The 12557-nt window shown below is 72.0% G+C and carries 9 protein-coding genes; 5 read left to right on the plus strand and 4 right to left on the minus strand.

Translation table 11 applies throughout. The features are described from left to right. Window positions 1–90 precede the first annotated feature (90 nt). Both ID810_RS00940 and ID810_RS00945 read left to right on the plus strand, forming a co-directional pair. Window positions 91–2793 (plus strand): ATP-dependent Clp protease ATP-binding subunit, encoded by a 2703-nt coding sequence (locus tag ID810_RS00940; RefSeq protein ID WP_166857060.1) that lies wholly within the window; start codon window positions 91–93, stop codon window positions 2791–2793. A gap of 214 nt (window positions 2794–3007) precedes the next feature. Beyond that, window positions 3008–3697, plus strand: coding sequence for a TetR/AcrR family transcriptional regulator (locus ID810_RS00945; RefSeq protein WP_188232603.1), 690 nt, complete (start codon window positions 3008–3010; stop codon window positions 3695–3697). On the opposite strand, the gene ID810_RS00950 is transcribed toward ID810_RS00945, so the two are convergent. Continuing rightward, a complete protein-coding gene (locus ID810_RS00950) occupies window positions 3685–4530 on the minus strand; it encodes a glycerophosphodiester phosphodiesterase family protein (protein ID WP_166857064.1) in 846 nt (281 codons plus the stop codon). The genes ID810_RS00945 and ID810_RS00950 overlap by 13 nt on opposite strands. A 76-nt stretch (window positions 4531–4606) precedes the next feature. Here ID810_RS00950 and ID810_RS00955 point away from each other — a divergent pair, with 76 nt between their 5' ends. Then, entirely contained in the window at window positions 4607–6781 is a 2175-nt protein-coding gene (locus ID810_RS00955; protein WP_166857066.1) for an NAD(+) synthase, read from the plus strand. A gap of 88 nt (window positions 6782–6869) precedes the next feature. Continuing rightward, on the plus strand, window positions 6870–7676 hold the full coding sequence (locus ID810_RS00960) for an HAD-IIB family hydrolase (protein ID WP_243856641.1): 807 nt from the start codon (window positions 6870–6872) through the stop codon (window positions 7674–7676). 21 nt (window positions 7677–7697) lie between these two features. Here the strand turns inward: ID810_RS00960 and ID810_RS00965 are convergent, their stop codons facing one another. Together ID810_RS00965 and ID810_RS00970 are read right to left on the minus strand one after the other, a co-directional pair. Next, a complete protein-coding gene (locus ID810_RS00965; protein WP_166857070.1) occupies window positions 7698–8147 on the minus strand; it encodes a GNAT family N-acetyltransferase in 450 nt (149 codons plus the stop codon). 118 nt (window positions 8148–8265) lie between these two features. After that, window positions 8266–9639 carry a serpin family protein gene (locus tag ID810_RS00970; RefSeq protein ID WP_243856643.1) on the minus strand — a complete coding sequence of 458 codons (1374 nt, stop codon included), beginning with the start codon at window positions 9637–9639 and terminating at the stop codon, window positions 8266–8268. A 167-nt stretch (window positions 9640–9806) separates the two neighbouring features. Between ID810_RS00970 and ID810_RS00975 the strand changes: the two genes are divergently transcribed. Continuing rightward, window positions 9807–11312 (plus strand): PAS domain-containing protein, encoded by a 1506-nt coding sequence (locus tag ID810_RS00975; RefSeq protein WP_188232604.1) that lies wholly within the window; start codon window positions 9807–9809, stop codon window positions 11310–11312. Between the two features lie 14 nt (window positions 11313–11326). Here the strand turns inward: ID810_RS00975 and ID810_RS00980 are convergent, their stop codons facing one another. Next, on the minus strand, window positions 11327–12550 hold the full coding sequence (locus ID810_RS00980; RefSeq protein ID WP_244960921.1) for a methyltransferase domain-containing protein: 1224 nt from the start codon (window positions 12548–12550) through the stop codon (window positions 11327–11329). Window positions 12551–12557: the final 7 nt, after the last annotated feature.

Consider the following 12557-nt stretch of genomic DNA (forward strand, 5'->3'; position numbering starts at 1 on the left):
AGCCGACGGTCACAAGGGTTGAGTGGAATAGACTCAACTCTGCGAGGGTTGAGTCGGTCGGAGACGACACCCAGCCCGAAGGAGGTCCGTATGGACACCAACTACACCACTCGCTCGCAGGAGGCGGTCAGCGGTGCCATGCAGGCCGCAGCCGCGGCCGGCAACCCCCAGATCGAGACCGTCCACCTCCTGGCCGAGCTCCTGTCCCAGGCCGACGGCGTCGCCCCGGCGCTGCTGGCCGCCGCCGTCGGCGATGCGGGCCGCACCGCCGTCGGTGCCGCCGCACGCCGCACGCTCACCGGTCTGCCGAGCTCCGCCGGAGCCACCACCGGCCGCCCCCAGCCCTCGCGCGCCCTGCTCGCCGCCCTCGACAGGGCCGGGGACGTGGCCAAGGCCCTGGACGACGAGTACATCTCGACCGAGCACCTGCTGCTCGCCCTCGCCGAGGGCGAGGCCACCGACCCCGCCGCCAAGGCGCTGGCTCAGGCCGGTGCCACCGCCGACGCCCTGCGCGCGGCCCTGCCCGAGGTCCGTGGCTCCGGCCGTGTCACCTCCGCCAACCCCGAGGGCACCTACAAGACCCTCGAGAAGTACGGTACCGACCTCACCGAGGCCGCCCGGGAGGGACGCCTCGACCCCGTCATCGGCCGTGACGCCGAGATCCGCCGTGTCATCCAGGTGCTGTCGCGCCGCACGAAGAACAACCCGGTCCTCATCGGCGAGCCCGGCGTCGGCAAGACCGCCGTCGTCGAGGGCCTCGCCCAGCGCATCGTCGCGGGCGACGTCCCCGAGTCCCTGCGCGGCAAGCGTCTGGTCTCCCTCGACCTGTCCGGCATGGTGGCGGGCGCGAAGTACCGTGGCGAGTTCGAGGAGCGCCTCAAGGCCGTCCTCAAGGAGATCAAGGACTCCGACGGCGAGGTCGTCACCTTCATCGACGAGCTGCACACCGTCGTCGGCGCGGGCGGTGGCTCGGAGGGTGCCATGGACGCCGGCAACATGCTCAAGCCCATGCTCGCGCGCGGTGAGCTGCGTCTGGTCGGCGCCACCACCCTCGACGAGTACCGCGAGAACATCGAGAAGGACCCCGCGCTCGAGCGCCGCTTCCAGCAGGTCTTCGTCGGTGAGCCCAGTGTGGCCGACACCGTCGCCATCCTGCGCGGCATCGCCCCCAAGTACGAGGCCCACCACCACGTGACGATCTCCGACGGCGCCCTCGTGGCCGCCGCCCGCCTGTCGGACCGCTACATCACGGACCGCAACCTGCCCGACAAGGCCATCGACCTCATCGACGAGGCGGCCTCGCGCCTGCGCATGGAGCTCGACTCCAGCCCCGTCGAGATCGACGAGCTGCGCCGCCGCGTGGACCGCATGCGCATGGAGGAGGCCTACCTCCTGGAGTCCGAGGGGGCCGACGCCGACACGCCCGGCTCCGCTGACGCCGTCGAGAAGGCGGCCGCCACCGAGCGCCTGGAGCGGCTGCGCGCCGAGCTCGCGGACGCCACCGAGGCCCTCACCGCCCTCACCGCCCGCTGGGAGGCGGAGAAGGCCGGGCACAACAAGGTCGGTGAGCTGCGTGCCGCCCTCGACGAGCTGCGTACCAAGGCGGACCTGGCCGAGCGCGAGTCCCGCTTCGAGGAGGCCGGCCGCCTGCGCTACGGCGAGATGCCGGCCCTTCAGCGCCAGATCGCCGAGGCCGAGGCGGCCGACGCCGGTGCCGTCGCGGGGGCCGTCGAGCCGATGATCGCGGAGAAGGTCGGCCCCACTGAGATCGCCGAGGTCATCGCCGCCTGGACCGGCATCCCGGTCGGCCGCCTGCTGCAAGGCGAGACCGAGAAGCTCCTGCGCATGGAGCAGGTCATCGGTGAGCGCCTCGTCGGCCAGAGGGCGGCTGTCGCCGCGGTCTCGGACGCCGTGCGCCGCTCGCGCGCCGGGGTCTCCGACCCCGACCGCCCCACCGGGTCCTTCCTCTTCCTCGGCCCCACCGGTGTCGGCAAGACCGAGCTGGCCAAGGCGTTGGCGGACTTCCTCTTCGACGACGAGCGCGCCATCGTGCGCCTCGACATGAGCGAGTACTCGGAGAAGCACTCCGTGGCCCGCCTCGTCGGTGCCCCTCCGGGCTACGTCGGCTACGAGGAGGGTGGCCAGCTCACTGAGGCCGTGCGGCGCCGCCCCTACAGCGTCATCCTGCTCGATGAGGTGGAGAAGGCCCACCCGGAGGTCTTCGACATCCTCCTGCAGGTGCTCGACGACGGCCGCCTGACCGACGGGCAGGGCCGCACCGTCGACTTCCGCCAGGTGATCCTCGTCCTGACCTCCAACCTCGGCAGCCAGTTCCTCGGGGACCCGCTGATGTCCCCGCAGGAGAGGCACGAGGCCGTCATGGGCGCGGTGCGCACCTCCTTCCGCCCCGAGTTCCTCAACCGGCTGGACGAGACGCTGGTCTTCGACTCGCTGAGCAAGGACGAGCTCGGCCAGATCGTGGACCTGCAGCTGGAGGGCATGGCCCGGCGCCTGTCGGACCGCCGCCTGACCCTCACGGTGACGCCGGCGGCCCGGGAGTGGCTTGCGGACGAGGGCTATGACCCGGTCTACGGCGCACGCCCGCTGCGTCGGCTCGTCCAGCGCGAGATCGGTGACCGTCTGGCGCGCCTCATCCTCTCCGGTGAGGTCGCTGACGGCCAGGAGGTCGTCGCGGACGTGGCCGAGGACGTCCTCCAGGGGCTGGTCCTCACGGCCCGCCCGGGCCCGGCGCGCTCCGCGGCCTCGGCGCCCAGCGCCCCCAGCGCCGTCTGATCCGGGTGCGGGGTCCCACCTGCGTGGGGCCCCGCACCGCCGTCGTCGTCAACGATGGTGGTCGACGGCGCCGCCCGCCGTCGCCGTCGCCGTCGACGCCCGGACGCGTCGTCATCAACGATGGCCGACGACGGCAGGGCGCCGTGATCGTCGTAACCCCACGACCGGGGCCAACTGCACATCAGACAACCGGCCGAGTGCGACAATGCGAGCCATGACCGCTGACGAGACCGCCACAGCCGACCCCGCCCCCGCCGCACCCACACAGCGACGCGGACCCGGCCGCCCCCGTGCCGGCAGCGAGGACAAGCACGAGCGCATCCTCAACGAGGCCGTCGCACTCTTCGGAGCCCGTGGCTTTGCCGGCACCTCCCTCGCGGAGGTCGCCCAGGCCGCCGATATCTCCAAGGCGGGCCTGCTGCACCACTTCTCCTCCAAGGAGCAGCTCTTCGCCAAGGTCCTGGAGCGCCGCGACCGCGACATGGTCGCCACCCTGCTCCAGGATCCCGATCTCGACGAGGACCCCTGGAAGCTGCTCGACGCCTTCGTACGCGTCGTTGAGCACAACTCCCACCACCGCAGTCTCGTCGCCATCTACACCGCGACCGCCGTCGCCGTCCTCGACGCCGAGCACCCCGCGCACAGCTGGGTCACGACCCACCTGTCCATGACCATCGAGCGCTTCGAGCGCGCCTTCGAGCGCGGCAAGGCCAACGGCCTCGTGCGCGCCGACGCCCCTTCGGCCGTCATCGCCCGCACGGTGACCGCCCTGAGCGATGGGCTCCAGCTGCAGTGGCTGTGCTCGACGACGGCGGGCACCGAGGCCCCCGAGCTCCTGCGCACCGGCATGGTTGAGGAGATGCGCGTCTACTCCGAGGGACTCAAGCAGGTCTACCGCGCCTGAGACCGGCCCCCACCGCGCCCCAGGGCGCCGAGCTCGTGGACCCGGTCCGTGAAGATCCCGGTCACCCCCCAGGAGCTCAGCTCCCGCGCACGCTCGAGCGTGTTGACCGTCCACACGTTGACCCCGTAGCCCAGGGAGCGGATCTCCTCCACACGGCCGCGCTCCAGCGTCAGGTTGGCGGGGTTGACCGCCACGGCACCGATCTCCTCGACGTAGGAGCGCCAGGTGTCCAGCAGCAGGCCGTCCTTGGTGAGCAGGGCGCGCGGTGTGCCGGGCCGGCGTTTGGCCATCCGATCCAGCAGCAGCGGGTTGAAGCAGGACAGCATGACCGGCAAGGACGGCCAACGTTCGGCGTGCGCCTCCAGCAGCGCGTCGACGCCGTCGACCAGGCGGCGGCAGGCGGCGGCGCCCGCCTCGCAGGACTTGAGCTCGACGTTGACCCCCATGCCGGCCTCGCCGGCCACCTCAAGCGCGGCCTGAAGGGTTGGCAGGCTCTCGCCCGTGTAGGGGCGGGCGCCGTCGGGCGTGGTGAACCAGGAGCCGGCATCAACATCCGCCAGGTCCGCGGCCGTGAGGTCGTAGTAGGAGCCGTGGCAGTTCGTCGTGCGGTCGAGGCTGGAGTCATGGATGACGACGACGGTGCCGTCACCGATGACGTCGACGTCGAGCTCCACCCAGGCGGCGCCCTCCGCGCCGGCCCGACGGAAGGCCGCCAGTGTGTTCTCAGGCGCCAGCGCGCTGGCACCCCGGTGTGCAAAGACCGTGAAATCATCGGGCCCGACCGGCTGCGAGCAGGGGACGGGCGGGTAGGAGCCGGAGATGGGGGCACTCATGCGCCCATCCTCCCTCCCCGGCCATGGTCCCGCTCACGGGCCGTGACCGTGTCGCGCCCCGTGTCAGACTAGCCCCATGAGCACCGCAGCCGCCGACCGGCCGCCGATCGTCTTCCACTCCGCCTACGACCAGGGCTTCGCCCGCATCGCCGCCGTCACCCTGCCAGTGCACCTGGCGGACCCGGCGGCCAACGCCACCGCGATCATCGCCCAGGCCCGCGCCCTGGGCGAGCAGAGCGTGGCGCTGGCCGCCTTCCCCGAGCTGGGACTCACCGGCTACTCCGTGGACGACCTCTTCCTCAGCGACGTCCTGCTCGATGATGCCCTGGCCGCCATCGAGACCATCCGCGCCGCCAGCGTCGAGCTCTTCCCGGTCATCGTCGTCGGCGCACCCCTGCACGTGGGCAACCGGCTCTACAACTGCGCCGTCGTCATCGCCGGGGGAGAGGTCCTGGGCGTCGTGCCCAAGGCCTACCTGCCCACTTACGGCGAGTTCTACGAAAGGCGCTACTTCGCGCCCGGGGACAGCGTCGAGGCGAATACGTGGATCAGCCTGAGTGGGGTCCAGGCCCCGCCGTCGGAGCGGCAGATCGAGGACGACGACGCCGGTGAGGCCTTCGTCCCCTTCGGCCCCGACCTCCTCTTCGATGTCCAGAGCGTGCCGGGACTGACCTTCCACGTCGAGGTCTGCGAGGACATGTGGGTGCCCGCCCCGCCCTCCACCTTCGCCGCGCTCGCGGGCGCCACCGTCCTGGTCAACATCTCCAGCTCCCCCGTGACGGTCGGGCGCACCCGGGACCGCGAGCTGCTGGCCTGCGCCTCCAGCGCCCGCAACCTCGCCGCCTACGTCTACTCCTCCGCCGGCGAGGGCGAGTCCTCCACCGATCTGGCCTGGGACGGCCAGACCTTCGTCTACGAGAACGGCCAGCTCCTGGGCTCCACCGAGCGCTTCCCCCAGGGACCGCGCGCCACGGTTGTCGACGTCGACATCGAAGGACTGGTCGCTGAGCGCCTGCGCCGCAGCACCTTCGATGACAACCGGGAGACCTTCACCCGCCCCGAGCTGCGCACCACGGCGACCTTCGCCAGCACCAGCAGCTTCCGCACCGTCACTGTCACCGAGGAGCGCCTGAGCGCCCCGCGCACGGACATTGGGCTGCTGCGCTCGCTGGACCGCTTCCCCTTCGTGCCCGACGATCCGGACCGTCTCGCCCAGGACTGCGGCGAGGCCTACTCCATCCAGGTCGCCGGTCTCGTCCAGCGCCTGCGCGCCATCGGCTGCCCCAAGATCATCATCGGCGTCTCGGGTGGGCTCGACTCCACCCAGGCGCTCATCGTGGCGGCCCGCGCCGTGGACGAGCTCGGGCTGCCGCGCGAGCACATCCACGCCCTGACGATGCCGGGCTTCGCCACGAGTGAGGAGACGAAGGCCAACGCCCTGCGTCTGGCCACCGCGCTCGGCTGCCACGTCGAGACCTTGGACATCCGGCCCACCGCCACCCAGATGCTCACCGAGATGCGCCACCCCTACGGGCTGGGCGAGCGCGGCCGGGAGGTCTACGACGTCACCTTCGAGAACGTCCAGGCCGGCCTGCGCACCGACTTCCTCTTCCGCATCGCCAACCAGCGCGGCGGCATCGTGCTCGGCACCGGGGACCTGTCCGAGCTCGCCCTGGGCTGGTGCACCTTCGGCGTCGGGGACCACATGGCCCACTACGGCGTCAATGCCGGCATCCCCAAGACCCTCATCCAGCATCTCATCCGCTGGGTCGCCTCCGAGGAGCTGTTCTCCGAGGAGGTGAGCCAGGCCCTGCTGGCCGTCCTCGCCACCGAGATCAGCCCCGAGCTCGTGCCCGCGGGCGAGGGCGAGCCCATGCAGTCCACGCAGGCGACGATCGGCCCCTACGCCCTGCATGACTTCACCCTGTGGCACATCCTGCGTCAGGGTGCGCGCCCCTCACGCATCGCCTTCTTGGCTCAGAAGGCCTGGGCCGACGCCTCCACCGGCACCTGGCCCGCAAGGATCCCCGAGCAGGAGAAGGTCTCCTACGACCTGGCCACCATCAGGACGTGGGAGCTGCTGTTCCTCCGGCGATTCTTCTCCCAGCAGTTCAAGCGCTCCACCCTGCCCAACGGCCCCAAGGTGGTCTCCGGCGGCTCGCTGTCCCCGCGCGGGGACTGGCGCATGCCCTCGGACGCCTCCGCCGCTGCCTGGATCGCCGAGCTCGAGCGCAATGTCCCCGAGTCCTGACGTGCCTGGGCGTGACCGTCGGCCGCCGGGGCCCACGGGGCGGCCGCCGTCGGACCACACCCTCGGCACCCCGGCCCACCCCCGGCTCGTGCTGTCCACGGACATGGACGGCACGCTTCTCTTCGACGGTCGCATCAGCGACGCCGACGCCCGAGCCCTCGCCCGCTGGCGGGAGGCCGGGCACCTGGTGGTCGTGAACACGGGCCGCTCCATCACGGCGCTGGCCAGCGCCCTGGACGGCACGGGCATCGCCTACGACTACGCCGTCCTGTACACCGGTGCCGTCCTTCTCGACGCCGCCGACCGCGTTCTGGCGGCGCGCAGCCTGCCCGACGGGCTCGTCGACGAGGTCCTGGACGTGCTCAGCGCCGAGGACCCCATCACGATCTTCTGCACGACCATCTCCGGTGACCTGCGCCTGCGTCACACGCACCTCGACGGCACCGCGCTTCTGACCGCCTTCACCGACTCCACCACCGCGGACCTTGCGGGCCGCGCCGTCATCGGCATCCCCCTGCACCTGGGCGACCCCTCGGCCGCGGACCGTATCGAGGCGATCATCGCCGAGCGTTGGGGCGCCCACCTCACAGGTGCGCGCAACCAGGACTTCATGGACCTCATCCCGGCCGGCGTCTCCAAGGGCGCGGGGCTCACCGAGCTTCTCGCCATGATCATGGCCCCCGGCGGGGCTCACGAGGGCGAGACGCTACGCACGATCGCCGTCGGGGACTCCTGGAACGACATGTCGATGCACGTTGTCGCCGACGTCGCCGTCGCCATGGGCGGTGCCCCGCAAGACGTCGTCGCCGCCTGTGACGACACGACGCCCTCGGTCGCCGCGCTCGTGGACCGGTACCTGGCCTACGAGGCCACCGGGGAGCCGGGCGCTGTCTGAGCGGCGCCCGGGCTCACCTGCTCACTTGCCGGTGAAGCGGTAGACGTTCGTCTCGCGCAGCTCGAAGCCCGCGCGCTTGTACAGGCGGTTGGCCGCCTCGCGCGAGGGGCGCGAGGTCAGGTCCACGGTCCGCGCCCCCATCTGCCCGGCGTGCGCGACCGCCGCCTCGACCAGGGCACGTCCGGCCCCCTGACCGCGGGCAGAGGAGTCGACGACGACGTCCTCCACCCAGGCGCGCAGGCCGGTGGGGATCGTGAAGGTCGCCAGCGTGAGCATGCCGAGGATCGGGTAGGTGCCGTCGTCGGCCCGCCGCGAGGAGCGGTAGACGAAGAGGAACACGCCCGGCTGGGACACGAGGGCCTCGCACCGCTCGGCCGTGAGGGCGGGGGCCGTGCGGGAGAGCTGGGGGATGAGCCGGCCCATCGCCTCGACGAGCTCGGGGCTGGACTGGCGAACGATCTCAACGGTCATGGCGTCTCCTTGAACGAGGGGTGTGCGGCACTACCGAGATTACGCGCGCCTCCCCACCGGCAGGGGCAGGACGGGCCAGTGGACCCGCCCTGCTCGCGGCCGGTTCCCCCGGCGTCCCTCACTCGGCCGCCGGGTCGAGGACGGCGGCCTCGAAGACGCACACCCCGCTGGCCCGGTCAACCACCCGCAGGACGAAGGGGTGGTCACAGGAGAAGCCGATGGGCTCCTCCTCGGGCAGCGGCGCCGCCAACACCCCCACGTTGACCTCGGTCAGCGCCGCCCCGACGGTGCCCTCCTCGTCCACGCGCAGGCGCACCTGCTGGATGGCCTCGCCCACCCCCAGCTCGTCGCCGATGTGTGGCAGGCTGCCCAGCTCGACGCCGATGCTGGAGAGCACGTCCTTGAGGTTGATCGGCCCGGGGGCCAGGTCCAGGCGCGGCAGCATCAGCCGCACCTGGGCCTCGGTGCTCTGGGCCTCGGACTCGAGCAGGGCACTGGCCTCGGCCCAGGTCTCGGCGGGCAGGTCCGCCGGGTGTACGACGTCGTCGGGAAGAATGAGGTCCATGGCGAGCGTGCTGTCGGTGTTGGCGTAGAGCATGCGCAGGGCGCGCCAGCCCTCGCCGAAGACGACCGGGAACCACGCGATCTGCGTCATGCAGGAGACCCTGGAGGTCGTGCCGTCGGCGCGGTGGAAGTCGCCTTCCTCGGTGGCGTCGGCGTCGAAGGGCTGCTGCCAGCGGGCAGCCAGGAGCACGGCGTTCTGCAGGACCAGGCGCGTGTCCTCGGTGACCGTCATCGCGCTTGTGGGCACGAGGCCACCGGTGTGGAGGTTTGCCCAGGCGTCGAGGGACTCCTTGGCGTGGTCCAGGTCAGTCTCCATGACCTCAGCGCCGTACCAGGTCGTGGCGGTGTCGAGGTAGTCCTGGCGTACCGTGCCGCCCGCCTTCGGGTCCTGAGGGCGCACGACGAGCAGGCGGTCGGCGACGTGGAGGAGGGGCCGCTCCGGCAGCTCCTCGGGGTCGAAGCCCTCCAGTGCGGAGGGGCTGTCGAGGCGCTGCATGCTCTGCTGGAGGGCAGACCACGAGGTGTCGCGCTCGGCTGGCAGGCCGTTGGGGTAGGAGGCGGCCGCCTCGAAGCCGAGCAGGTGGGTGACCTCGTTGGGCAGGTCGGTGGCCCCGGCGTAGAGCATCGCCAGGGCGAACCCGGCACCGACGGGGCAGACGACGGCGTTACTCGCCGGGTCCTCGGACAGGCGGTGCGAGAGCATCACGGCACCGAGCTCGTCGCAGGCGGAGACGGCCGCCCCCACGTACGGGGCGTCCGTCAGGGCCAGGACACGCGGCTCAGCCCGCGAGGACAGCACCGTGGCGGGGTCGAGTGCAGTGCCCATCTGGTTGGGGGCCTGCCCGCAGGCGGCCAGCACGGTCAGCAGCGGCGGCACGGTCAGCAGGGTGCGTCGGCGTACGAGAGGGCTGGTGGAGCGGACTGTCATGAGGCCAGCCTGAGTAGTGTCCAGCATCCGGTCAAGGGCAGCGGTGCCCGTCTGCGCGGCCGCTGGGACGTCGGGGCGCCGTCGGAACGCCGTGTTCCTGCGGTGCCGACCGCCGCCGGGTAACCTCAAGCCAGGTCCGACATCCCACTTCGCCAAGGAAGGTCCTCATGGCCGACGCCGCCGCAGGACGCACCCCCGAGACCCTCGCCCCCGTGGGCGAGCGCACCTACCTCGCTGACGAGATCTTCTTCTCCACCACGGACGCGCGGGGCCGCATCCGCCGAGCGAACTCCACCTTCATGCGGCTGTCCGGTTACCCGCGTGGTGGCCTCGTCGGCCGCCCGCACAACGTCGTGCGCCACGAGGACATGCCCGCGGGCGTCTTCCGTGCGATCTGGGACGGCCTCGAACAGGGCATGGCCGTCTCCGCCTACATCACCAATAAGGCCGCCGACGGCGCCACCTACCGGGTCTTCGGCACCATCGTCCCCTCCGGAGACGGGTACCTGTCCGTGCGCACCCTGCCGATGCTCACTGAGTTGCGCGACCGGGTTGAGGAGGTCTACGCGCGGGTGCGCGCCGTCGAGGCCGCCTCCGCCGAGGCCGGGTCAACGGCCCGCGAGGTCGCCGCCGCAGGATACGCCGCGCTCCTGACCGAGCTGCGGGCGATGGGCTACCGCGACACCGTCGACTTCACCCGCCAGACCTTGGCCGCGGAGGTCTCCGCCCTCGTGGCTGCCGGCGTCGACATTCCCGAGCGTCCGGAGGCCGAGGGGCCGGTGGCCGAGATCTTGGCCGGCATGAACAGCGTCGAGGTCTCCACCGGTGGGCTCGTCGCCCTGCTGGACGAGTGTGCGCGCCTCGTGGACCTGCTGGGGCGTCGCGTGGCCGACATTGGTGTTCTCGGCGCCCGCCTGGGTGGGCTGCGTGAGGCCCTGCGTGCCGCCGCCGACGACGACGTCCTGCGGGCGCGCTACGAGGAGGTGGACGGCCTTCTGCTCGAGGCGGCTGAGGAGCTGCACCCGCTCGCGGGCCAGGTGGAGGAGCTGCGAGCAGACACGGACTCCGTGCGCTTCACCATTGCCCTGCTGCGCCTGCACAACCTCGCGGCGGGCTTTTTCGCCAACCAGGTGCTTGGCGGGGATGACGTCCTGGAGGACAACGACGCCGTCGGCTCCCTGCGCGAGCTCGTGACCGCGCTCAGTGATGGATCCGTGTCCCTGTCGCAGCGTCTGGCCCTGTTCCGGGCACGTGCAGCGCTCGTTGCCGGTGACCTTGAGCTTGTCGCCCAGACCCTGACCGACACCGAGGCCCCTCTGTCCGAGCTCGTGGCGGGCCTGGGACCGGACGAGGGCCACGCCGCCCCGCCCGTCCTCACCGGCAACGATGCCCCGCAGCACGAGGGCTCTGCCCAGGACCCGAGGCTCGCCGCGGCTGCCGGTGCGGTCGGCTTCGCGGGCGGTCCGGCGGCGCCCGCCGCGGCGCTGCAGGCCGTGGCCGGGATGACGCCGTCGGCGCGTGCCCGCGTACTTGGAGCGGGGGGCTTCCCCGAGGCCCGTGCCCTGGCGGAGGCGGCGGTGGCTGTGCGCGACCTCGAGGTTCCGGACGAGTCCGAGGCCATTGCGAAGGCCCTCGTCGGCGTGCGTGGGACGCTGGCCTCCCTGCGCCGCTGAGGCCCCGCTGCGCCTCAGTCGCGCACGAGGTCGACCAGCACTTCGGTGTGGTCGGTGTGCGGGAACATGTCGAAGACCTGCGCCCGGCGCACCCGCAGCGGTGCCATGAGCGATAGGTCCCTGGCCAGGCTCTCGGGGTGGCAGGAGGAGTAGAGCACTCGACGTATCCCGGAGGCTGCGATCCGGCCCGCCAGGTCCGCGCCGATGCCCCGCCGGGGAGGGTTGACCACCAGAAGGTCCGGCACGCCGCCCAGGGCCTGGGCCCCGGCCGGGTCGAGGACCCGCGCGTCCCCGGCCTCGAAGGACACGTCCTGCTCGCTCAGACCCATGAGCGCGGCGGCGGCCCTGGCTCCCTCGATGGCCGGGGCGGAGATCTCGACACCGTGGACCCGTCGGCCGGCAGCGGCCAGGGCGAGGGCGAAGCCGCCCACCCCGCAGAACAGGTCCCACACGCGCACCGGCTCGCCCGCCCGGATGGGGGTGACGTCCCCGGCCCAGGCGGAGGCGGTGGCGTACAGGTGCTCGGCCACCGCCGTGTTCGTCTGGAAGAAGGAGCGCGTGGGCAGCAGCAGTGGCAGCTCGCGGCCGGGCCCGTCGGCGTCGGGCAGGTGCAGGCGCATGAGCACGTGGTCCGCACCCGGCTCCTGGGTGAGCAGGACCTCCTCCTTGCCCTCGATGACGGCCTGGTGCACCGGCTGGATGTTGGCGCTCATGACGGCCAGCGTCTCCAGCTCTCGCCGCAGCCGCGGCAGGTCGGCGCACAGTGCGGGCAGGTGACGGTGCGAGCGCAGCACCCAGCGGACCATGAGGTCGCCGTCGGGCGAGGCGGTGACGAGCAGGTGCTTGAGCTCGCCGCGACGGCCGGCGACGTCGTAGGGCTCCAGCCCAAGGCGTGTGATCGTCCGGGCCAGGACCGGCAGGGCCCGCTCGATCTCCTCCACGTGCAGCGGGCAGTCGCGCAGGTCGGTGCCCACGCCGTCGGGACCGAGGATCCCGAGGACCGGGTGGGTGCTCGTGCCGGAGACGGCCATCTTCGCCTTGTTGCGAAAGCGCATGGGGGCGCTGGGCACCGGGGTCAGCCAGGCGTCGTCGGGCACTGCGGTAAGGGTGGCGGCGACGCGCGCCTGCTTGGCGGCCAGCTGCTCGGCCACCGGCGAGTCTTGGTGGGGGCAGGAGCGGCAGGCTCCGCTCACGTGGAGTGGACAGAAGGCGGCGGTCACGGGCCCATTGTCGGTGATACCGGGC

The sequence above is a fragment of the Actinomyces respiraculi genome (assembly GCF_014595995.2).
Classification (GTDB): domain Bacteria; phylum Actinomycetota; class Actinomycetes; order Actinomycetales; family Actinomycetaceae; genus Actinomyces; species Actinomyces respiraculi.

Bases quoted from the DNA above. Each gene is read 5' to 3' on its own strand.
- ID810_RS00940 (WP_166857060.1), top strand. From the start codon at position 91: ATGGACACCAACTACACCACTCGCTCGCAGGAGGCGGTCAGCGGTGCC.
- ID810_RS00945 (WP_188232603.1), top strand. From the start codon at position 3,008: ATGACCGCTGACGAGACCGCCACAGCCGACCCCGCCCCCGCCGCACCC.
- ID810_RS00970 (WP_243856643.1), bottom strand. From the start codon at position 9,639: ATGACAGTCCGCTCCACCAGCCCTCTCGTACGCCGACGCACCCTGCTG.
- ID810_RS00950 (WP_166857064.1), bottom strand. From the start codon at position 4,530: ATGAGTGCCCCCATCTCCGGCTCCTACCCGCCCGTCCCCTGCTCGCAG.
- ID810_RS00975 (WP_188232604.1), top strand. From the start codon at position 9,807: ATGGCCGACGCCGCCGCAGGACGCACCCCCGAGACCCTCGCCCCCGTG.
- ID810_RS00955 (WP_166857066.1), top strand. From the start codon at position 4,607: ATGAGCACCGCAGCCGCCGACCGGCCGCCGATCGTCTTCCACTCCGCC.
- ID810_RS00965 (WP_166857070.1), bottom strand. From the start codon at position 8,147: ATGACCGTTGAGATCGTTCGCCAGTCCAGCCCCGAGCTCGTCGAGGCG.